At 66.7% G+C, this 21,044-nt stretch carries 16 protein-coding genes and 1 riboswitch; of the genes, 9 read left to right on the forward strand and 7 right to left on the reverse strand.

Going from position 1 to position 21,044, the window contains the following annotated elements; genetic code table 11:
- Positions 1 to 1,633: filamentous hemagglutinin N-terminal domain-containing protein (locus U858_RS0105585; protein ID WP_042884501.1), on the reverse strand; the 1,633-nt coding region annotated here is incomplete at its 3' end.
- 134 nt (positions 1,634 to 1,767) lie between these two features.
- Complete coding sequence (locus tag U858_RS0105590) at positions 1,768 to 3,438, reverse strand: ShlB/FhaC/HecB family hemolysin secretion/activation protein (protein WP_369797643.1); 1,671 nt, start codon at positions 3,436 to 3,438, stop codon at positions 1,768 to 1,770.
- Between the two features lie 346 nt (positions 3,439 to 3,784).
- Between U858_RS0105590 and U858_RS0105595 the strand changes: the two genes are divergently transcribed.
- The 3 genes from U858_RS0105595 (at position 3,785) to U858_RS0105605 (ending at position 7,894) form a co-directional block, all read left to right on the forward strand.
- Complete coding sequence (locus U858_RS0105595) at positions 3,785 to 4,546, forward strand: uracil-DNA glycosylase (RefSeq protein WP_025136201.1); 762 nt, start codon at positions 3,785 to 3,787, stop codon at positions 4,544 to 4,546.
- Between the two features lie 278 nt (positions 4,547 to 4,824).
- Positions 4,825 to 6,582, forward strand: a complete 1,758-nt coding sequence (locus tag U858_RS0105600; protein WP_025136202.1) for a DEAD/DEAH box helicase — start codon at positions 4,825 to 4,827, stop codon at positions 6,580 to 6,582.
- Positions 6,583 to 6,706: 124 nt separating this feature from the next.
- The gene (locus U858_RS0105605; protein WP_025136203.1) at positions 6,707 to 7,894 is read left to right on the forward strand and encodes a class I SAM-dependent methyltransferase; all 1,188 of its coding nucleotides are present in this window, start codon (positions 6,707 to 6,709) and stop codon (positions 7,892 to 7,894) included.
- 82 nt (positions 7,895 to 7,976) lie between these two features.
- Here the strand turns inward: U858_RS0105605 and U858_RS0105610 are convergent, their stop codons facing one another.
- Together U858_RS0105610 and U858_RS0105615 are read right to left on the reverse strand one after the other, a co-directional pair.
- Positions 7,977 to 9,080, reverse strand: a complete 1,104-nt coding sequence (locus tag U858_RS0105610) for a tRNA CCA-pyrophosphorylase (protein ID WP_025136204.1) — start codon at positions 9,078 to 9,080, stop codon at positions 7,977 to 7,979.
- Positions 9,077 to 11,224 (reverse strand): transglycosylase SLT domain-containing protein, encoded by a 2,148-nt coding sequence (locus U858_RS0105615; protein WP_369797637.1) that lies wholly within the window; start codon positions 11,222 to 11,224, stop codon positions 9,077 to 9,079. The genes U858_RS0105610 and U858_RS0105615 overlap by 4 nt, the downstream gene beginning before the upstream one ends.
- A gap of 111 nt (positions 11,225 to 11,335) precedes the next feature.
- Between U858_RS0105615 and U858_RS0105620 the strand changes: the two genes are divergently transcribed.
- The 6 genes from U858_RS0105620 to U858_RS0105645 all read left to right on the forward strand — a co-directional run bounded on the left by U858_RS0105620 (position 11,336) and on the right by U858_RS0105645 (position 17,978).
- The gene (locus U858_RS0105620; RefSeq protein ID WP_025136206.1) at positions 11,336 to 12,010 is read left to right on the forward strand and encodes a 5-formyltetrahydrofolate cyclo-ligase; all 675 of its coding nucleotides are present in this window, start codon (positions 11,336 to 11,338) and stop codon (positions 12,008 to 12,010) included.
- 409 nt (positions 12,011 to 12,419) lie between these two features.
- Complete coding sequence (locus U858_RS0105625) at positions 12,420 to 13,850, forward strand: circularly permuted type 2 ATP-grasp protein (RefSeq protein ID WP_025136207.1); 1,431 nt, start codon at positions 12,420 to 12,422, stop codon at positions 13,848 to 13,850.
- Between the two features lie 2 nt (positions 13,851 to 13,852).
- Positions 13,853 to 14,869 carry an alpha-E domain-containing protein gene (locus U858_RS0105630; protein ID WP_025136208.1) on the forward strand — a complete coding sequence of 339 codons (1,017 nt, stop codon included), beginning with the start codon at positions 13,853 to 13,855 and terminating at the stop codon, positions 14,867 to 14,869.
- Between the two features lie 13 nt (positions 14,870 to 14,882).
- Positions 14,883 to 15,686, forward strand: a complete 804-nt coding sequence (locus tag U858_RS0105635; protein ID WP_025136209.1) for a transglutaminase family protein — start codon at positions 14,883 to 14,885, stop codon at positions 15,684 to 15,686.
- Positions 15,687 to 15,741: 55 nt separating this feature from the next.
- Positions 15,742 to 16,605, forward strand: coding sequence for a proteasome-type protease (locus tag U858_RS0105640; RefSeq protein WP_025136210.1), 864 nt, complete (start codon positions 15,742 to 15,744; stop codon positions 16,603 to 16,605).
- Between the two features lie 374 nt (positions 16,606 to 16,979).
- Complete coding sequence (locus U858_RS0105645; RefSeq protein ID WP_025136211.1) at positions 16,980 to 17,978, forward strand: tripartite tricarboxylate transporter substrate-binding protein; 999 nt, start codon at positions 16,980 to 16,982, stop codon at positions 17,976 to 17,978.
- Positions 17,979 to 18,086: 108 nt separating this feature from the next.
- On the opposite strand, the gene metF is transcribed toward U858_RS0105645, so the two are convergent.
- The 3 genes from metF to ahcY all read right to left on the reverse strand — a co-directional run bounded on the left by metF (position 18,087) and on the right by ahcY (position 20,803).
- Entirely contained in the window at positions 18,087 to 18,929 is an 843-nt protein-coding gene (gene metF / locus U858_RS0105650) for a methylenetetrahydrofolate reductase [NAD(P)H] (protein ID WP_025136212.1), read from the reverse strand.
- Entirely contained in the window at positions 18,929 to 19,264 is a 336-nt protein-coding gene (locus U858_RS0105655) for a phage holin family protein (protein WP_025136213.1), read from the reverse strand. The genes metF and U858_RS0105655 overlap by 1 nt, the downstream gene beginning before the upstream one ends.
- Before the next feature lie 120 nt (positions 19,265 to 19,384).
- A complete protein-coding gene (ahcY, locus tag U858_RS0105660; protein WP_025136214.1) occupies positions 19,385 to 20,803 on the reverse strand; it encodes an adenosylhomocysteinase in 1,419 nt (472 codons plus the stop codon).
- Between the two features lie 100 nt (positions 20,804 to 20,903).
- Positions 20,904 to 21,014: riboswitch (S-adenosyl-L-homocysteine riboswitch) on the reverse strand.
- Positions 21,015 to 21,044: the final 30 nt, after the last annotated feature.

A 21,044-nucleotide genomic window follows, 5' to 3' on the forward strand; every position in this document is an offset into this window, starting at 1 on the left:
CCGCCTGCGCAACGCCGTTGCGGTTGTCCAGGCTGGCCGCCTGGATATCGGCCGTGCCGCCCAGAAGCTTGCCGCCCTGGTTGTTCAAGGCGCCGGCCGTTTCCACACGTAGCGCGCCGTTGGCTTGGACGGAACCGCCTTGGTTGTTGATGCCGGCCGTTCCCCGCAGCGCGACGCTGTCGCCCGAGACGACGCCGCCTGCCGCGTTGGCGATGGATTGGCCGGTGATGGCCACCGCGCCGGTGCCCGCCAGGGTGCCGGCCGTATTTTCAATTGCGCCAGCGACGTTGGCGGTCAGCCCTGCCCCGCTGGTGAGCTTGCCACCCGTGTTGTCCAGGCTGGACGCGCGCAGCAACACCGAACCGCCGTACACGGAACCGGCGCGATTGGTGATTGCGCCATTGGCATCCAACGTCAGTGCACCGCCCGCGACGAATTTTCCGCCCGACAGACCCAGCGCATCGGCCGTGACCGTAGCATTGCCGCCGGCCATCAGCGTGCCGGTATTCTGCAGGCCGCTGACCTGCACGCTCAGCGCACCCAAAGGACTGATCGAACCATCGGCCTGCAAGCCAGCAGTGAAGGCGCCGCGATTGTCCAGTTGCCGTGCCATGACACTGGCATTGCCCGCCGAGGAAACGGCGCCGGTGTTGGTGACCGAGCCGGGCGCGTTGAGCGCCAACGCGCCGCCCGCCGTGACCGTACCGTCGTTGACGATATCGCGTCCGCTTTGCACCGACAGGTCAGTGGCAGCCTGCATGCGGCCAGACGGCAGAATCTTGACGTCGCCGTTGGCGCTGACGGTCAGCGTGCCGGTCAGCGCAGTCAGGTTGCCACCGATGTTTACGCCCACACCGGCCTCGGTGCCGATCAGCCGGATGCTGTTGGCGTACATGCCGCCCAGGGCCGCGACGTCGATGGATACACCAGTCGTAGCGCCAGCGCCGGACAGGGCCGAGACGTCGATACCGTCATACCCGACGCGGGCCGACCCGGCCACCACGTTCAAGCGATCCGCCCACACCTGGGCGTTCAGTTCCAGCGTGCGGGCCAGCAGGTCCAGTTGGCTGAGATTGGCGCCGTATAAGCCCGCGCCTTCGATGGCCAAGCGCCCGCTGGCGATATCAAAGCCCAGCGCACCGTCCGGCCCAATGACCGGCTTGCCGGTAGTCAGCGTGGCGCGATTGGCATTCAAGAACCCGCAGCCATTGCAGGTGATGCCAGCCGGGTTGGCAACGATGACGTTCGCCCGGTTGCCCGCCACTTCCAGCATGCCCCGCAGTTGCGACGGATTGGGCGCCGTGACCTGGTTCAGGATGGTGGTGGCACGCTGATTACCCAGCATCGGGTTACCCGCCACCTGCCCCGCCACTTGCGTCTGGCTGGCCGCGCCGCTGTTGTTGAGCACCACGCCGGACGGGCCGACGTTGAACTGCGTGTAGCGGTTGTTGGACACCCCACCGGCCGAAGGCGGTGCAATGTTCACCACCGGCACGCCATTGGCCACGCCCACCACGGGCTTCTGCCCGGCCACGTTCTGGTCTACCGAAATCGGCAAGGTCTGCGCCAGCACGGGCGTCCAGATCTGCGTGTAGAGGACCAACCAGAGCACTGCGGAGCGAAGCTTGGACATAGCGTGGCGAATCTCGGTAGAGGTGGGTCGACCCATGGCGAGGCAACCCGCAAAGCAATGTGTGAAGCGACTTGTGGCGCAACTTGGGTCGCGGCACGTCATGCGGCAGGCGGCGCGCCAGGCGCCGCCCGGGCTTAGAACTCGAACATCAGCGTGGCGGCGAAGACCGTGCTTTGCGTCTTCAGGTTGTCGGGCTTTTTCAGGGGCCACCCGGCCGACAGGTCGTAGCTGGCGCTGACATAGGGCATGGCGATGCGCCCGCGCAGGCCAGCGACGGCGCCGACCAGGGTGCGGCCCGTCAGGTACTGGGCAGACGGGCCGCCAACGCGACCGGCGTCCAGGCCGGTGTAGAGCTGCTGGCCCAGATTGCCCAGGTTCAGCGACAGGTCGTTGCGCAGCGTCCAGCCGTCTTCCGAAGCCAGGGTCATCTGGCCGTCGAAGCCGCGCACCGCATAGCGGTTGCCGATGGTGAAGTAGTCGGCGGGTACGACCGGCGTCTTGGCGTGCTGGATCTGCCAGTTGGCCTGGTAGGCCATCTGCTGGCCCGCCACCTTGAACGGCAGGTACAGGCCGGCGTTGGCCGACAGCAGCGTGCTGCGCCCGTTCCAGTCGGGATCGCCGTAGACGTAGCCGGACTGGTTGGAAAATTGCGGCAGCGTGCCGCGCACGCCTCCGCCGATATCCAGCACCAGCTGGTCGATGTACTGCCGGTGGCCATAGCTGAATTCATAGCCAACCACGTCGCGTCGCTGCACTTCGATGTCGACGTCGTTGAGGGTGCTGTTGGCGCGCTTGCGCAGGAACTTCAGCACGGCGGTGCCCTTGTAGCTGGCGCCGCGATACGGCACCACCGACACGCCGGCCTCGATCTGCTTGCTGGTGCCGCCGTAGACGATGGGTTCGTCAAAGCCGGCGACCGTCTGGCGATAGCGCGATTTGCTGGCGCCGGCGAACAGGGTCCAGTAGCCGAATGGAATGCTGTAGTTGATGGACGCGGCGCGCGAACCGGCGTCGCTGTTGCGCAGGTCGGCGTTGCTGTTCCAGGACACGGACAGTTGGTCGTACAGGAACAACGGCGAATCCAGCGTCAGGCCGGCGTTGACCTGGTTCTTGCCGGTGGATTCCAGGCCGGCGTTGTCACCGCCCAGGTAGGCATGCCAGCGCTTGCCGGTGCCGGGCTTGATGATGATGTCGGATTCGCCCAGCTCGGGGCCAGGGGCTACGTCGATGGTGGCGTCGGCCTGGCCGGCCAGGCGGCGGATGTTCTCCAGGGCCTGGTCCAGGTCGCGCTGGTTGACGTCGCCGCCTGGCCAGGTCGGCAAGGCGGTGCGCCACCAGCCGGGCGCGCCGTCGCTTTTGACGCCGGAAATGCGGCCGGGCACGTAGCGCAGGGTCAGCGTGCCGCTGGCCAGCGATTGTTCGGGCACCAGCACGCGCGCGGTGATCCATCCGCGATCGATCAGCCCCGCCATCAAGTGTTCCTGCAGCAGGCGCAGGCCCTGACCGCCCACGCAGGGGCCCAGGGCGGCTTCGCTTTCGCGGCGCAGCCAGCCGGGGGGCTCGGGGCCATCCCAGATGACCTGGCCCAGCGTGAAGCACGGTGATTCGGCCGGAAAAGCCAGGGGCCCTTCGCCGGCAACAGGGGCAGCCGGCGCAGACAACACGTCAGGCCGCTCGGCGGCGCGGGCGCGCTGGGCGTCCAGTTCCTGTTCCTGGCGTCGCTGGATCTCGCTGGCGCGCGAGGCGGCGTCGGCGGGCAGGGTCTGCGCCGCAACCGGGGAAAAACCGATGAAATGGGCCGCCATGGCAACAGGCAACAGCAACCCGGGAAGGCGCCTCTGCCGGAGGCGGCTTCGCAGTATGGACTTGTGCACTTGTTTCTTATTGAAATGACTAGTTTCTACCAATAACGGTATGAACTTGGACTAATTAAGCGCACATCTCAATTTATGCCGTTTGTTGACGAATAATCCGGCATACATAGCGACGGGACGCGCGTATGGAGATACATGTTTCGTAACAGCTGACTGCCCCGCTAACTTATCTCGGTGAGCGGATGCGTTGCTATAGGAAGAATCTGAAATCGGGTGAGGAAAATTCCGCGGGGCGACGTGAACGCCGCCCCCGGCCGGCTATGCCAAAATCGCGCCCATGCCGACCGATAACCGCCTCCTTCCCGCCGCCCTCGCCGCCCAGACGGCACAACTACCCGCCGCCTGGCAGGCCGCGCTGCACGCCCCGCGCGTGGCCGACGCCCTGCAAGCCGTGACCGCCCATGTCGAAAAGCGGTTGGCCGAGGGTGCCGTGGTGTACCCGGCCACGCCGTTTCGGGCGCTGCACGGCCTGGCGCCGTCGGACGTGCGGGTGGTGATCCTGGGGCAAGACCCCTATCACGGCCCGGGCCAGGCCCAGGGGCTGGCGTTTTCGGTGCCGGACGACTGCAAGCGCCCGCCCAGCCTGCGCAACATCTTCAATGAGATCGCCCAGGAATACCCCGGCACGGCGCTGCCCGCCGGCAACGACCTGAGCCCCTGGGCCGACCAGGGCGTGCTGCTGCTCAATACTGCATTGACGGTGGAAGACGGCCAGCCGGCATCCCACGCCAAGCGCGGCTGGGAAACGGTGACCGACGCGTTGATTGCGCTGGTGGCCCAAGACCCGTCGCCCAAGGCATTTTTGCTGTGGGGCGCCCATGCCCAGGCCAAGCAGGCGTTGCTTCCCAGCAACAGCGGCCACCTGGTGCTGATGTCCAATCACCCGTCGCCGCTGTCCGCCCGGCGCCCCCCGGTGCCGTTCCTGGGCTGCGGGCACTTCCTGGCGACCAATCGCTGGCTGGCCGACCAAGGGAAAAACCCTATTGATTGGGCGCTGGACAAAAAAATAATTCCCATGCAGGGCGAATTCGGGTTATGATCGCCGCACTGCACAAAACGAGTTCGGCATTTACCGCCTTGATTTAGCGGAAGTTTTAGCAGTCTGCCGGGCAACCAAGCCCGAGCCCCATGCCGAACATCATCGATTCCTGACCTCCTTTCCTTTCGCCCTGCGTTCCAAGCAGTATCAAGAGAACGCGCCACGCGCACGGTTGATTCGGTCGGCACGATGCTCCATCAACCGTCGCCTGGATCCGGCCGCCTAATCCCCTGGCCCGACCAAGCACTGCGTCGCATTTTTCGCGGCAAGGGAAAGTAATGTCTTTCGAAACCCTGGGTCTCGCACCCGCCCTGTTGTCGGCCGTTCAAGAAGCTGGCTTCAGCACCCCCACCCCCGTTCAAGCGTCGGCCATTCCGCAAGCGCTGGCCGGCCACGACCTGATGGTGTCCTCGCAGACGGGCAGCGGCAAGACCGCCGCCTTCATGCTGCCGGCCCTGCACCGCATTGCCCAGATGCCCGCCAACAAGGGCGTCGGCGTGCAAGTGCTGGTCCTGACCCCGACCCGCGAACTGGCCCTGCAAGTTACCGAAGCCACCTCCACCTACGGCCGCAAGCTGGCCGACCTGCGCACCGCCACTGTCGTCGGCGGCATGCCCTACGGCGCCCAACTGAAGGCGCTGTCGCGCCGCGTTGACGTGCTGGTCGCCACCCCCGGCCGCCTGATCGACCACCTGCAGTCGGGCCGCGTCAAGCTCAACACCGTGCACACGCTGGTGCTGGACGAAGCCGACCGCATGCTGGACATGGGCTTCATTGAAGATATCGAGACCATCGTCAGCCGCCTGCCCGCAGAACGCCAGACGCTGCTGTTCTCGGCCACCCTGGACGGCACCATCGCCAAGCTGGCGGCGCGCATGATGCGCGACCCGCAGCGTATCGAGATGGCCGGCTCCAAGGAAAAGCACACCAACATCACGCAAAGCCTGCTGTACGCGGACGACGCCAGCCACAAGATGCAGCTGCTCGACCACGTGCTGCGCGACGCCTCGCTGGACCAGGCTATTGTCTTCACGTCGACCAAGCGCGGCGCTGACGACCTGGCGGACCGCCTGGCCGACCAAGGCTTTGCCGCCGCTGCCCTGCACGGCGACATGAACCAGCGCCAACGCACCCGTACGCTGTCGCAACTGCAACGCGGCCAGCTGCGCATTCTGGTTGCCACCGACGTGGCCGCACGCGGCATCGACGTGCAAGGCATCAGCCACGCCGTCAACTTCGACCTGCCGATGCAAGCCGAAGACTACGTGCACCGTATCGGCCGTACCGGCCGCGCCGGCCGCAACGGCCTGGCGTTCACGCTGGCCACGCACTCCGAGCGCCACAAGGTTCGCCGCATCGAGCACTACATCGGCCAATCGATCACCCCTGAAGTGATCGCCGGTCTGGAACCCAAGCGCACCCCGCGTCCGTCGACCGGCGCTGCGCCGCGCGGCGGCAAGCCTTTCGGCAAGCGCCCCGGCGGTTTCGGCGGCGGTTACCAAGGCAACCGTGACGGCGGCTCGCGTGAAGGCCGTTCGTTCGGTGGCCCGCGTGGCGAGTTCAAGCCGCGTGAAGGCGGTTACCAAGGCGCCCGCGACGGCGCCCCGCGCGAAGGCGGTTACCAAGGCAATCGCCCCTTCGGCGACCGCCCTGCCCGCTCGTTCAGCGATCGCCCCAGCTTCGGCGACCGTCCCCAACGCGAAGGCGGCTACCAGGGCAATCGTCCCTTCGGTGATCGCCCCCAGCGTGAAGGCGGCTTCCGTGGCGCCGACCGTGATTCGCGCCCCAGCTTCGGCGACCGTCCCAGCTTTGGCGACCGCCCCCAGCGCGATGCGCGCCCGTTCAACGAACGCGCTCCTCGTGAAGGCGGTTTCCGCGGCGCCGACCGTGACGCCCGTCCCAGCTTCAGCGATCGCCCCAGCTTTGGCGACCGTCCGCAGCGCGAAGGCGGCTTCCGCGGCAAGCCCACGTTCGACAAGCGCCCCGGCGGCCCCGCCAAGCGCTTCGCCAAGCCGGCCGGCGACCGCCGCGGCTAAGCCCTGATCGGCACATCGACCAGCCGCCTGGCGGCCTGTCGATTTCCCCCAGCAAACCCCGCGCCTGTCGCGGGGTTTGTTTTTTGGGAAAATGCGTGATTGCCCCGACGTCCTGATTCCTGCCATGCAACGCCCCGCCCCTGCCAACCTGCCCCCCCTTTCCCCCGCCGCCCAGGCGCACAGCGATGCCGCCAGTGCGCACCTGCGCGCCGCGATCGCCGCCGCCTCGGGCTGGCTGCCGTTTGACCACTGGATGGCGGAAGCGCTTTACGCCCCCGGGCTGGGCTATTACGCCGCAGGCAACGTGAAGCTGGCCGAACCCGAGACCGATGGCCGCGCGCCTGCCGGCGACTTCGTCACCGCGCCGCAGCTGACGCCCTTGTTCGCGCGCACCTTGGCGCGCCAGGTGGCGCAGATACTGCGCCAGACCGACACGCACCACGTGCTGGAATTCGGCGCCGGCACCGGCGCGCTGGCCGAAGGCGTGCTGCGCGAACTGGACGCGCTGGGGCTGACGGACACGCAGTACCTGATCCTGGAAGTGTCGGCCGACCTGCGCGCACGCCAGGCCGAAAGGCTGGCGCCGTTCGGCGCGCGGGTGCAATGGCTGGATGCGCTGCCGCAGCGTTTCCGGGGCTGCGTGCTGGCCAATGAAGTGCTGGACGCGATGCCGGTATCGCTCTTCACCTGGGGCGCCGATGGCACCGTGCTCGAACGCGGCGTGGCCGTGGACGCGGCGCAGGGCTTCGTGTGGGAAGACCGTCCGGCCTCGCCGCGCCTGGCCGCTGCGGTGCAGGCGCGCATGCCGGCGCTGCCCGGCTACGTGTCCGAAATCAATCTGCAGGGCGAAGCCTGGATCGACGCGATGGGTGGCTGGCTGGAACAGGGCGCGGCGCTGCTGGTGGACTACGGTTTTCCGCGCAGCGAGTACTACCACCCGCAACGCGCGGGCGGCACGCTGATGTGCCACCTGCGCCACCATGCGCACGGCGATCCCTTCACCGCGCCCGGGCTGCAGGACATCACCGCGCACGTGGATTTCACCGCCATGGCAGACGCCGCGATGGCGGCCGGGCTGCAGGTGCTGGGCTATACCTCGCAGGCGCGCTTCCTGATGAACGCGGGCCTGATGGAACTGCTGGCGCAGCTGGACCCATCGGATGCGCAAGCCTACGCGCAGGCGGTGGCGCCGGTGCAGAAGCTGCTGTCGGAGGCCGAGATGGGCGAGCTGTTCAAGGTACTGGCGGTGGGTCGAGGCATGACGGAACCGCTGATCGGATTTGCCCGCGGCGACCGCCTGGGCAAGCTGTAAGGCGCCGGACCGGCGACCAGATGCTTGCAGGGCAAGCGCCGCCTAGCCCGCATGCGCGCCCGCCGGCGTCACGCCCCCGCCATCAACCCGCGCGTAACCGCTGCAAGCGTGCATCGCGCACGCTTTGTTTGATGCGCGCCGGGTCGCCCGCGCAGCCCCGGGCGATAGCGCCCGCATCCACGCCGCGCACGGCATCCACGCGGGCACGCCAGGCATCACGGTCCACCGGCTGCAACACCGCCACGGTATCCAGCAGATCGAAAAAGCGTTCGGGCTTGCGCAGCGCGTCGGCGCGTTCCATCAGCGCCAGTTGTGCATCGGCGGCGTCCGCGCCGGCCGCCTGGGCGGCATCCAGCCCCGCCAGCATCTGGGGCAGCAAACGCGCGTAGTCGTTGCATTCGGCCGGCACGCGCAGGCGCCGGCCCAGCGCTTCGCGCTCGGACGACAGCCGGCACAGCAGCGCATAGCGGCCCGGCAGCGCCAGGCCTGACGAAGCGGCGCGGTCGATGTCGGCACCGGTGATTTCCGAGTCTTGCAATTCAGGCATGACGCGCGCCAACGCGCCGGATTGGCGCAGGATGTCGAGCATGCGCGACGGCGCGGCGGCCATCAGGCCACGCGACAGTTCTTTCCAGACGCGCTCGGCCACCAGGGCGTCGGCCTCGCCGGCCTCGACCATGCGGCGGCACAGTTCCAGGGTTTCGGGCGCCACACTGAAATCGGCAAAGCGCGCGGTGAAGCGGGCCAGGCGCAGGATGCGCACCGGGTCTTCCTCGAACGCCTCGCCCACGTGACGGAACACGCGCGCCTGCACGTCGGCCGCGCCACCCAGGGGGTCGACCAGCGTGCCATCCGGACGCTGTGCGATGGCATTGACGGTCAGGTCGCGGCGGCGCAGGTCTTCTTCGAGCGTGACGTCGGCGCCGGTATAGAAGGTAAAGCCCTTGTAGCCGCGCCCCGATTTGCGTTCGGTGCGCGCCAGCGCGTATTCCTCTTTGGTGACCGGGTGCAGGAACACCGGAAAGTCGCCGCCCACCGGAATGAAACCGCGCCGCGCCATGTCTTCGGGCGTGGCGCCGACCACCACCCAGTCGTGATCGCCAGGCGTCAGGCCGAGCAGCGCATCACGCACTGCGCCCCCCACGATGAACACCTGCAAGCCCTGCGTTGCCACGTCTTGCGTCATGGCAGGTTGGTGGTTTCAGCGCCCAGCGGCACGATGTTGCCCAGGCGCTCTTTCAGGGACTGCGGCTGGCCGCTGAACATGGCGGCGTAATAGACCGCGTTGGACATCACGTTCTTGACGTAGGTGCGCGTTTCGTTGAACGGGATGGTCTCGGCAAAGATCGCGCCTTCGACGGGGTGCGTGAAGGTCGAACGCCAGTTGTGCGGCCGACGCGGCCCCGCGTTGTAGCCGGCGCTGGCCAGCATCTGCGAGCCGTTCAGGTCGCGCAGCACCATGTTCAGGTAGTTGGTGCCCAGTTCGGTGTTGGTGTCGAAATCGTTGACGCTGTCGGGCGTGAAGTTGCTCATGCCGATCTTGCCGGCAACCCACTTGGCCGTGGCCGGCATCAGCTGCATCAGGCCCGAGGCGCCCACGTGCGAGCGTGCGTCCATGATGAAGCGCGATTCCTGGCGGATCAGGCCGTAGACCCAGGCCGGGTCCAGCGCAATGGCGTTGGCCTTGGCGGTGACGCGGCCTTCGAAGGGCGCGATGAAGCGCTGGCTGAAGTCGAATTCCTTTTCGGTGCGGTCGGACGTGTTGACCACGCGGTCGTAGATGTTTTCGGCGCGGGCCAGCTCAGCCGCGGCGATCAGTTGGCGGTCGGTCATGCCACGCAGCGCGAAGTTCCATTCGGGCACGGCTTCCTGGCGCCAGCCCAGGCGGAACAGCTGCACGGCGCGGCGCAGGCCCGGGTTGGCCCGGGCTTCGGCGATTTCGCGGTCGCTGACGGGCGTGGCGCGCGGGGGCACGGTGATGCGCCGGCCCAGTTCTTCGGCCGACAGCTGGCCATAGAAATCGAATCGATCGGCGATGCTGGCGTAGGCCGCGTTGGCCTGGTCGCGGCGGCCGGTGGCGGCCATGCCGCGCGCCTTCCAGTAGACCCACGACGGGTCCGCTTGCTGCGCGGCCGGCATCTGGTCGATGGACTCGATGACCCACTTCCAGTCGATCTTGGGCTGGCGCAGCGCGGCGCGTACCTTCCAGCCGGCGTTGTAGTCGGTCATGCGGATATGGCCGGCTTCGTGGTACCAGTCGTCGGCGCGGCTATCCAGGTTCAGCGCGGCCACCAGCGCGTACTGGCCGCGAATCCAGGCCAGGTTCGACTTGGCCATGGACTTGGCCCATTCGCGCCGCAGGTACGAATCGGCCACGTTGATGTCCGAACGCGCCAGGCGCGCCAGGGCAATGGTGACCAGCTCTTTTTCGTTGCGGCCCACGGGCAGGCGGTCTTGCCGCGTCAGCCAGCGCATCGGGTCCTTGATGAGGACGTCGTAGGTTTTCTGGTCGCGCGGCTCGAACATGTACTGCACGAACTTGCGGGCGTCGGTGGTCTTGTTGGCCTCGATGGCATCGCGCAGCTGGGGTTCGAGTTCGTCCCAGCCCAGGATGCGATCGGCGACCAACTGGTCGTACAGCGCCCAGCAGGAGCCGCCCGGCGCGAAGGCAGCGATGGCCTGGGCGGCCGTGGCGCGCTGGCCGGTCATGTGCTTGGCGTCCAGGATGGCGCATTCGACCTGGGCGTTGGTGTTCTTGACGGGCGCGAGCTTGCGCACGGTGTCGAAGTCGCCGCTGCGCGCGGCGGCCAGCAGCCAGTCGGCGCGCAGGCGGTCGGCCAGGTAGGCATCGGGATTGCCGTTGATGAATTTCTGCAGGTCGGCGGTGGGCCGGCCCCCCGTGGGTGGGCTCCAGAGCTGGTAGCGCAGCAGCCAGTATTCGGGGTACATGCCCAGCGGATCGGACTTGGCTTGCGGCACCAGCGCGCCCAGCACCGACCATTGCTTGCGGTTCATGGCTTCACGCGCCGCCACCACGGCAGCCAGCGCGGGGGTGTCGCTGGTGGGCGGCAGGCCGGCCAGCACGGCCGGCGGCACGGCGATGGCCGGCTGCGGGGTCTGCACGGCAGGCTGGGGCTGCGGATTGACCGCAGCGCTGCGTTGCTGGGCGTCGACCGGTGCACAGGCCGCGGTGAACAAGGCCAGCAGCGGCAGCCAGCGGCGCAGGCCGGCGCGCGCGTCGCCGGGCTGCGGGGATTTCCCGGCGGATTTCTGATACCGTCCGAATTGCGAGGCCGGGGCCATGGTCAGGTCGTTGGGCGTGTGCTTCATGCGCCGGCCTTGCCAGCGGCTTGCGGGTCCGCGCAATGGTGCGCGCGGTTGTTGGTGTTATCGCTGATCCGCATTGTCGCCTTCATTTTTCACCCCTGTTACAGCTACCGCATGACTACGCAAAATACTCCAGAGGATACCGCAGTCCAGCTACGCACGCGATTGCGGAAATTGCGTGCCGAACTGCCCGAAGATCAACGCAGCCGCGGCGGTTTGCTGATGCGCGCGCGCCTGTTCACCTGGCTCAACGTGGCGCGCGACGAAGCCGTGCGCGCCGGCCGCCCGGCGCCGGCCACGGTGGCGGCCTTCTGGCCCATGGAAGACGAGCCCGACCTGCGCCCCTTGCTGGAACAATGGACCGATAACGGGGTGACGGTGGCGCTGCCGGTGGTGCGCGAACGCAACGCCCCCCTGGTGTTCCTGCCCTGGACGCCGGACGCCGAGCTGCGCGCCGGCCCCTATGGCATCCAGGAACCCGTGCGCGGCGCCGAGGTGCTGCCCGACGTGCTGCTGGTGCCCACGCTGGGCTATACCGAATCCGGCGACCGCCTGGGCTATGGCGGCGGCTATTACGACCGGACCCTGGCCGCGCTGCGCGACCGCGGCCACGCCTTCACCACCATCGGCGTGGCCTGGAGCTGCGGCGAACTGGACCCCGGCTACCTGCCGGCCGCCCATGATTTCCGCCTGGACGCGGTGATCACCCCGGACGGCTGGGTGCCGCATGCCCCGCAGCAGGAACCCGGCCAGGGCGGCACCCTTCTGCACAGCTACACGCTGCGCTGACGCACCAGAGTTGCCCCGGGGCTTGCACCAACCTGGTGCAAGCCCTATCATCTGACCCTGATATTCCGGGCTACCGCCTCGCCGAGGCCCAGCCCGCGCCCCACAGCACGGCACGCCCGTCGCTCATCCCCCGCCCGCGGTTTTCCCCCATGGCGGTGTCACGAACCCACCACGCCCCCGCGCCGGGACCTTGCCGGCCACCTCGACCGCCCTGTGCCACGCCATGGGCGCCTGTCGTTTCCCCGGGGGCTGGCCACACAAGACCCAGGGAAGGATATGCTTGCCCAAGGGCGGCCACGTTTGTCCGCGCAAAGCTGGCATGCGGGTTGCTTATTCATTCAGACCGGTCTGCACGGACCGGATAACGGCCGCGCCCAAGCCGGCCGTCAGCATCTGCAACGGAGGAGCCATGAAGGACAGACCATCCCGTCCAGCCGCCTATGACGAGATGCGCGACAGCGCAGGCGGCATACGCTCCCATTACCAGGCCTTCGAGCGCTGGCACGACGAGCAATCCGCGGAAGCCATGGCGGCACGCCGCCTGGAAGCCGACCTGAGCTTTCGCCGGGTAGGCATCACCTTTTCGGTGGCCGGCGACGCGGCCGGCACCGAACGCCTGATTCCCTTCGACATGATCCCGCGGATCATTCCCGCCGACGAATGGCGCCGCCTGGAAGCCGGCCTGAAGCAGCGCGTGCGCGCGCTGAACATGTTCATCCACGACATCTATCACGGCCACGACATCGTGCGCGCCGGCATCGTGCCGGCCGAACAGGTGTTCCTGAATGCCCAGTACCGCCCCGAAATGCAGGACGTGGACGTGGCCGAGGACATCTACTGCCACATCGCGGGCGTGGATATCGTGCGCGCCGGCGCCGGCGAATTCTATGTGCTGGAAGACAACCTGCGGGTGCCGTCCGGCGTGTCGTACATGCTGGAAAACCGCAAAATGTCGATGCGTCTGATGCCCGACGCCTTCAGCCGCATCAAGGTCGAACCCGTCGCGCATTACCCCGACCTGTTGCTGGACAACCTGCGCGAAGTGGCGCCGCATGGCGGCGACGACCCGACCGTGGTGGTGCTGACGCCGGGCATGTACAACTCGGCCTATTTCGAGCACGCCTTCCTGGCGCAGCAGATGGGCGTGGAACTGGTCGAAGGCCAGGACCTATTCGTGGAACAGAACACGGTGTACATGCGCACCACGCAAGGGCCGCGCAAGGTCGACGTGATCTACCGCCGGCTGGACGACGACTTCCTGGACCCGCTGTCGTTCCGGGCCGATTCGGCGCTAGGCGTGCCCGGCCTGCTGTCGGTGTACCGCGCCGGCCGCGTGACGCTGGCCAACGCCATCGGCACGGGTATTGCCGACGACAAGTCCACCTACCTGTATGTGCCGGACATGATCCGCTTCTACCTGAGCGAAGAGCCGATCCTGTCGAACGTGCCGACCTGGCGCTGCGGCCGTCCCGAAGAGCTGTCCCACGTGATGGCCAACATGCACGAACTGGTGGTCAAGGAAGTCCACGGCGCCGGCGGCTACGGCATGCTGGTGGGGCCGTCGGCCTCGCGCGCCGAGGTCGAAGCCTTCAAGGACCGCGTGCGCGCCAACCCGGCCAACTACATCGCGCAGCCCACGCTGGCGCTGTCCACCGTGCCCACCTATGTCGAGTCGGGCGTGGCGCCGCGCCACGTCGACCTGCGGCCGTACGTGCTGTGCGGCAAGGACATCCGCACCGTGCCCGGCGGCCTGTGCCGCGTGGCGCTGACCGAAGGCTCGCTGGTGGTCAACAGCAGCCAGGGCGGCGGCACCAAGGACACCTGGGTTCTGGAGGAATAACGATGCTGAGCCGAACCGCCGACAACCTGTTCTGGATGTGCCGCTACATCGAGCGCGCCGAGAACACCGCCCGCATGCTGGACGTGAACCTGCAGATGTCGCTGCTGCCGCAAGACGCGCAGACCCGCGAGGGCTCGTGGAACGCCGTGCTGCGCATCTCGGAACTGCAAGGCCTGTACCGCGCCAAGCACGACGTCATTTCGCCACACGACGTGCTGCAATACATGGTGCGCGACCCCGAGAACCCGTCGTCCATCTACACCTGCATGCGCGCCGCCCGCGAGAATGCGCGCGCCGTGCGCGGCAGCCTGACCACCGAAGTCTGGGAGACCTACAACACCACCTGGCTGGAACTGCTCAAGCACCTGCACACCGGCCTGCTGGAACGCAACCCGGGTGAATTCTTCGAGTGGGTGAAGTTCCGTTCGCACCTGGCCCGCGGCGTCACCATCGGCACCATGCTCGAAGACGAGGCGCTGTACTTCCTGCGCATCGGCATGCACCTGGAACGCGCCGACAACACCGCACGCATGCTGGACGTGAAGTTCCACGAACGCGACGGCAATGGCGCTGCACCGCCCAATGGCTCGCAGCAGCAGCAACAGCAGCAGGACGGCCGCGTCGACGGCAATGGCAGCGCCACAACCGGCCTGCAAAGCGAGTTCTACCGCTGGTCGGCGCTGCTCAGTTCTGTGTCGGGGCTGGAGATCTATCGCAAGGTATATCGCGACGTCATCACGCCGGACCGCGTGGCCGAACTCTTGATCCTGCACCCCGACATGCCGCGTTCGCTGCTGGCGTCGATGCGGGCGGTGTCCGAGGACCTGGCGCGCGTGTCGAACCAACGCTCGACCGAAACGCAGCGCCGCGCCGGCATGCTGTGCGCCGAACTGCAGTTCGGCCGCGTCGAAGACATTCTGCAGAGCGGCCTGCACCAGTACCTGGAGCACTTCCTGGACCGTATCAACGATCTGGGCAACCGCATCAGCCAGGACTTCCTGGTGCCGCTGTCGGCATGACAAGGAGACAGGCATGAAACAGATCATCACGCACGTCACGCATTACCGCTATACCGCGCCCGTCACCTACAGCATCCAGACCCTGCGGCTGACGCCGCGCGACGACGAGCACCAGCGCGTGCTGCGCTGGCACATCGAAGCGCCCGGCGCGCTGGAACAGCAGGTGGATGCCTACGGCAACATCACCCATACGCTGACGCTGAACCGCCCGCACACCGAAATCGAGCTGCGCGTGGTGGGCCAGGTGCAGGTGGGCGCCCTGACGCTGGGCGCGCTGGGCGGCGAAGACAGCCGCCTGCCGGTGCACGCGTATTGCGTGCAGACGCCGCTGACGCAGGCCGACGACACCATCCACGCCTTCACCCGCGATGTGCTGCCCGGCGGCCTGAATGCGCCGGCCGACGTGCTGGCGCTGGCCAGCGCCATCTGCGACCGTGTGGCCTACGAACCGGGCACCACCGACGTCACCACCGCGGCCAGCCAGGTGCTGGCCATGGGCCACGGCGTCTGCCAGGACCACGCCCACCTGTTCCTGGCCTGCGTGCGCGGCCTGGGCGTTCCCGCCCGCTACGTCAGCGGCTACCTGTACACCACCACCCAGCACGCGGCCAGCCACGCCTGGGCAGACGTCTGGCTGCCCGACACCGGCTGGACCAGCGTAGACATCACCAACCGCCAGTTCGCGTCAGATTGCCACTGCCGGCTGGCGGTGGGACGTGACTATGACTCGGCTTCGCCGGTGCGCGGCGTGCGCAGCGGCGGCGGCGAGGAATCCATGGAGGTCCACGTGGAAGTGCAGACGACTTTGCAGCAATAACCCCTGCCGGCCGCGCCGCAATACAATGCGGCGTGGCTTTTCTTTTTTTCCCATCATGACTTACTGCGTCGCAGCCCGCCTCGATTCCGGCCTGGTCTTCCTGTCCGACTCCCGCACCAATGCCGGTGTCGACCAGATCAGCGTGTTCCGCAAGATGACCGTCTTCGAGCGCCCGGGCGACCGCGTGATGGTCCTGATGACGTCCGGCAACCTGGCCGTCAGCCAGGCGGTGCTGAACGCGCTGGGACGCCAGCACGACGAAGGCGGCGAAACCGTCTGGAACGCGCCCGACATGTTCGAGGCCACCCGCCGGGTCGGCGCCGCCGTGCGCGACGTCTATCACCGCGAGGCCGCGGCCCTGCACGAGCAGGGCGTGGAATTCAACGTCAGCCTGATCTTCGGCGGCCAGATCGGCACCGAACGCTGCCGGCTGTTCCAGCTGTATTCGGCCGGCAATTTCATCGAAGCCGGCTCGGAATGCCCCTATTTCCAGATCGGCGAAGCCAAGTACGGCAAACCCATCCTGGACCGCGTGCTGCGCCCCGAGACCACGCTGGACGAGGCCGCCAAGTGCGCCTTGATCTCGATGGATTCGACGCTGCGCTCGAACATCTCGGTGGGCCTGCCGCTGGACCTGCTGGTGTATGACACCCACGCGCTGCGCGTCACGCATTTCGCCAGCATCGACGAGCACAACGAATACTTCCGCATGATCCGCGGCACCTGGGGCGAACGCCTGCGCCAGGTCTTCGCCGAAATCCCCGACCCACTCTGGGCCAACCCCGAAGACCCCACCTCGCTGGTGCCCACCAGCCGCATCCACCAGCCGCTGCGCGCCGAACCGGTAGACGTGCCCCTGGCCGTCTACGCCGCCCCGCAGGTGCTGGCGGAAGATCCTGGCAAGGATCAGGCTAATTAGGGACAAAATGAACCCCCAGCAAACCCGCTAGGTCTTTAGCAGGTTTCGTCCTACTTATTGCGCCATGGAGGCCGCTGGCCGCTAATTGACGCCATGATGCTTGCGGGCGATCCGGGGCCGACATACACTGATTTCAACGCATATGAGATTTCATGTGCCCACCTTCCGAAGCCCGCATGCAAGCAATTGCTGCGGGCTTTCGTGTTTTCGGCTCGCGACCAGCAACAGTGTCTGACCGTATAAACCCTCCTTTCCGCTTCCCTAAGCCCGGCTTGTAAAACCGCAAATTCTCATCTTCCGGCTGGCGCGCCACACTGGTGCCAGCCCGTCATGCTTCGCCTTGCGGGTCACGATAAAACCACAAGGAACGAGACATGACCCCTATTTCCTCGCGCGCACTCTCGCGCTTGGCCGGGCCGTTGGTGGCCCTGGCCTGCCTGGCTGGCGGCCCCGCCGCGGCCCAGAGCAACTATCCCAACCATGCCATTTCGCTGGTGGTGCCGTTTTCGGCCGGCGGCCCCACCGATGTCGTGGCGCGCAGCCTGGGCGCCGCGATGTCCAAGACGTTGGGCCAGAGCATCATCATCGAGAACCGCACCGGTGCCGGCGGCACGTTGGCGGCCATGCACGTGGCGCGCGCCGCGCCCGACGGCTATACCTTCCTGATCCACCACAACGGCATGGCCACCGCGCCCGCGCTGTACCGCAAGCCGCCGTTCAATCCGCTGACCGACTTTTCCTATGTCGGCCAGGTGGCCGACGTGCCGATGACGCTGCTGGGCCGCAAGGATCTGCCGCCCGGCAACATGGCCGAATTCATCCAGTACGCACACGCCAACGGCAACAAGATTAACCTGGCCAATGCGGGCCTGGGCGCGGTGTCGCAGCTGTGCGGCATGTTGTTGCAGGAATCGCTGGGCGTGCAGTTCACGACCGTGCCCTATGCCGGCACGGCGCCCGCGCTGACGGCACTGCTGGGCGGCCAGGTGGACGTGCTGTGCGACCAGACCACGCAGACCATCCCGCATATCAAGAGCCAGCGCGTGAAGCTGTACGGCGTCACCACCCTGGACCGCATCAAGGCGCTGCCCGATGCGCCCACCTTGCAGGAAGGCGGTGTGAAGGGCTTCGAGGTCAAGGTGTGGCACGGCGTCTACGCGCCCAAGGGCACGCCGCCCGAGGTCATCGCCAAGTTCAACGAAGCCCTGCGCGCCGCGCTGAAAGACCCGGCCTTCACGCAGAAGATGGCCGAATTGGGCGCCGAGATCGTGCCCGAAGCCAAGCAGACGCCAGAAGGCCTGCAACGCTGGCTGCAATCCGAAGTGGACAAGTGGGGACCCATCATCCGCAAGGCGGGCGTCTATGCGGACTGATGACCGTGCGCGCGGGGACGTGACCCCGCCCTCGCAAGCGCGCGCATGAAAAAAGGCCGGCGTATGCCGGCCTTGCCTTGCCTGGGCGGGTCGCCCTTGCAATCTGGCTTACACCGCCAGTTCCTTCCACACGGCCAACGGCGCGTCCGCGTGGTTCAGGGTGTAGAAGTGCAAGCCCGGCGCCCCGTTGTCCAGCAGGTTCTGGCACAGCTCGGTGACCACGTCCACGCCAAAAGCGCGAATGGAAGCCTTGTCGTCGCCGAATTCGGCCAGACGCAGGCGAATCCAGCGCGGCACTTCGGCGCCGCACATTTCCGAGAAGCGCAAGAGCTGGGTGTGGTTCGTGATGGGCATGATGCCCGGCACGATCGGCACCCGCACGCCCTTGGCCTGGGCCCGGTCGACGAAGTCGAAATAGGCGTCGGCGTTGAAGAAGTACTGGGTGATGGCGGCATTGGCGCCGGCATTCACCTTGGCCACGAAATGATCCAGGTCGGCCGACGGACTGGACGCCTGCGGATGCATTTCGGGATAGGCCGCGACTTCGATGTGGAACCAGTCGCCGGTTTCCTCGCGGATGAACGACACCAGTTCGTTGGCATAGCGCAGTTCGCCCGCGTCGCCGCCCATGCCCGAAGGCAGGTCGCCGCGCAAGGCGACCACGCGCCGCACGCCTTCATTCTTGTACGTCTGGAGGATGTCCCGCAGGTCCTGGCGTGACGCGCCGACGCACGACAAGTGCGGCGCCGCGTCGCAGCCCAGGTTGCGCAGCGTGCGCACGGCGTCTGCCGTGCCGGCGCGGGTGGAACCGCCCGCGCCGAAGGTCACGCTGACGTACTTGGGCTGGATCGCCAGCATCTGCTTGGCCGCGCGGACCAGCCGTTCCTGGCCGGCCAGATCGCGCGGGGGAAAGAATTCCAGACTGAAAGCGGGGGTAGTCGAGTCAGACATTAGGGAATCAGTTTGGTGAGCAGGCCAGAAATGAGGCTGTACAGAATCGCACCGCCCACGGCCCACCAGAACCCGTTGACCTGGAAGCCCTTGAGCACGGAGCCGACGAACCAGAACAACAAGGCGTTGATGACGATGAGAAAGAGACCGAGCGTGACGATCGTGATGGGCAGCGTCAGCAATACCAGGACCGGCTTGACCAGCATGTTGACCAGGCCCAGCACCAGGGCGGCGATGAGCGCCGATCCGAAGCTGGCCACGGTGATGCCGGGCAGCAGGTAGGCAACGGCCAGCAGGGCCACCGCGTTCAGGATCCAGACGAGTATCAATGCCATGTTCGACCTCCTGTATTGACGCTCCGCGGCCCCGTCATCGCCAGGCGACACGGGGGAACCCCGCGGACCGGAAAGCCCGCGCCGACATGGCGCGGATACTTCCCTATTTTGCTACAAGCATCAGTAGCGGTAGTGATTCGGCTTGTAAGGACCTTCAACCGGCACGCTGATGTAGTCGGCCTGGTCCTTGCGCAGCGTGGTCAGCTTCACACCCAGCTTGGCCAGGTGCAGGCGTGCGACCTTTTCATCCAGGTGCTTGGGCAGCACGTAGACTTCGCCCGACTTGTAGGCTTCGTTGCGCGTGAACAGCTCGATCTGGGCGATGGTCTGGTTGGCGAACGACGACGACATCACGAACGACGGGTGGCCGGTGGCGCAACCCAGGTTCACCAGGCGGCCCTGAGCCAGCAGGATGATGCGCTTGCCGTCCGGGAAAATGACGTGGTCGACTTGCGGCTTGATCTCTTCCCACTTGCAGTCGGCCAGGCCGGCGACGTCGATTTCGTTGTCGAAGTGGCCGATGTTGCACACGATCGCCTGGTCTTTCATGGCGTTCATGTGGTCGCGGGTGATGACGTGGTAGTTGCCGGTGGCGGTGACGAAGATGTCGCCGTGGGCGGCAGCTTCTTCCATGGTCACGACCTTGAAGCCTTCCATGGCGGCCTGCAGGGCGCAGATCGGATCGATTTCCGTGACCCAGACCTGGGCGCGCAGGGCGACCAGCGCCTGGGCGCAACCCTTGCCCACGTCGCCATAACCGGCGACCACGGCGATCTTGCCAGCGACCATGACGTCAGTGGCGCGCTTGATGCCGTCGACCAGCGATTCACGGCAGCCGTACAGGTTGTCGAACTTGGACTTGGTGACCGAGTCGTTGACGTTGATGGCGGCGAAGGCCAGCTCGCCCTTCTGCGACATCTGGTACAGGCGATGCACGCCGGTGGTGGTTTCTTCGGTCACGCCTTTGATGAGCGCCAGGCGGGTCGAGTACCACTTCGGGTCACGCTCGAGCGTGGCCTTGATGGCGGCGTACAGCACGCGCTCTTCGTCGCTGCCCGGGTTGGCCAGCACCGAGATGTCTTTCTCGGCCTTGGTGCCCAGGTGCAGCATCAACGTGGCGTCGCCGCCATCGTCGAGGATCATGTTGGCGTTCTGGCCGTTGGGCCATTCGAAGATCTTGTGGGTGTACTGCCAGTATTCTTCCAGCGTTTCGCCCTTGACGGCGAAGACCGGCGTGCCCGACGCGGCGATGGCGGCGGCGGCGTGGTCTTGCGTGGAGAAGATGTTGCACGAGGCCCAGCGCACTTCGGCGCCCAGGGCCACCAGCGTTTCGATCAGCACGCCGGTCTGGATGGTCATGTGCAGGCTGCCGGCGATGCGGGCGCCCTTGAGCGGCTGCTTGGCGGCGAACTCTTCGCGGATGGCCATCAGGCCGGGCATTTCGGTTTCGGCGATGGCCAGCTCGCGACGGCCCCAGCCTGCCAGCGACAGGTCGGCGACGAGGTAGTCGGAGAAGGATTTATCGGTTACAGCGTTCATGGTGTGTAGGCTCCACGTGAAAAACGAACGGCGCACGATACGGCCGGACAACGCGAAACCACCACGACAATCGAGTGCTCGCCTTTTCCGCCATACGCGACAAAGGTGAGCGCCGTTGCTGTAGCGCCGCGCGATGCGCAGCGCTTGAACAGGAATTCCTGAGCCTGGCGACCAGATGTTGAAAATGGTCGTCGCAACGCTCCTCAGGATTGGCAAGCATTGTACCGGTTTGCCCAGCGGG

The sequence above is a fragment of the Achromobacter sp. DH1f genome (assembly GCF_000633435.1).
GTDB lineage: Bacteria > Pseudomonadota > Gammaproteobacteria > Burkholderiales > Burkholderiaceae_B > Achromobacter > Achromobacter deleyi.

Bases quoted from the DNA above. Each gene is read 5' to 3' on its own strand.
- U858_RS0105590 (WP_369797643.1), bottom strand. From the start codon at position 3,438: ATGGCGGCCCATTTCATCGGTTTTTCCCCGGTTGCGGCGCAGACCCTG.
- U858_RS0105595 (WP_025136201.1), top strand. From the start codon at position 3,785: ATGCCGACCGATAACCGCCTCCTTCCCGCCGCCCTCGCCGCCCAGACG.
- U858_RS0105600 (WP_025136202.1), top strand. From the start codon at position 4,825: ATGTCTTTCGAAACCCTGGGTCTCGCACCCGCCCTGTTGTCGGCCGTT.
- U858_RS0105605 (WP_025136203.1), top strand. From the start codon at position 6,707: ATGCAACGCCCCGCCCCTGCCAACCTGCCCCCCCTTTCCCCCGCCGCC.
- U858_RS0105610 (WP_025136204.1), bottom strand. From the start codon at position 9,080: ATGACGCAAGACGTGGCAACGCAGGGCTTGCAGGTGTTCATCGTGGGG.
- U858_RS0105615 (WP_369797637.1), bottom strand. From the start codon at position 11,224: ATGAAGCACACGCCCAACGACCTGACCATGGCCCCGGCCTCGCAATTC.
- U858_RS0105620 (WP_025136206.1), top strand. From the start codon at position 11,336: ATGACTACGCAAAATACTCCAGAGGATACCGCAGTCCAGCTACGCACG.
- U858_RS0105625 (WP_025136207.1), top strand. From the start codon at position 12,420: ATGAAGGACAGACCATCCCGTCCAGCCGCCTATGACGAGATGCGCGAC.
- U858_RS0105630 (WP_025136208.1), top strand. From the start codon at position 13,853: ATGCTGAGCCGAACCGCCGACAACCTGTTCTGGATGTGCCGCTACATC.
- U858_RS0105635 (WP_025136209.1), top strand. From the start codon at position 14,883: ATGAAACAGATCATCACGCACGTCACGCATTACCGCTATACCGCGCCC.
- U858_RS0105640 (WP_025136210.1), top strand. From the start codon at position 15,742: ATGACTTACTGCGTCGCAGCCCGCCTCGATTCCGGCCTGGTCTTCCTG.
- U858_RS0105645 (WP_025136211.1), top strand. From the start codon at position 16,980: ATGACCCCTATTTCCTCGCGCGCACTCTCGCGCTTGGCCGGGCCGTTG.
- metF (WP_025136212.1), bottom strand. From the start codon at position 18,929: ATGTCTGACTCGACTACCCCCGCTTTCAGTCTGGAATTCTTTCCCCCG.
- U858_RS0105655 (WP_025136213.1), bottom strand. From the start codon at position 19,264: ATGGCATTGATACTCGTCTGGATCCTGAACGCGGTGGCCCTGCTGGCC.
- ahcY (WP_025136214.1), bottom strand. From the start codon at position 20,803: ATGAACGCTGTAACCGATAAATCCTTCTCCGACTACCTCGTCGCCGAC.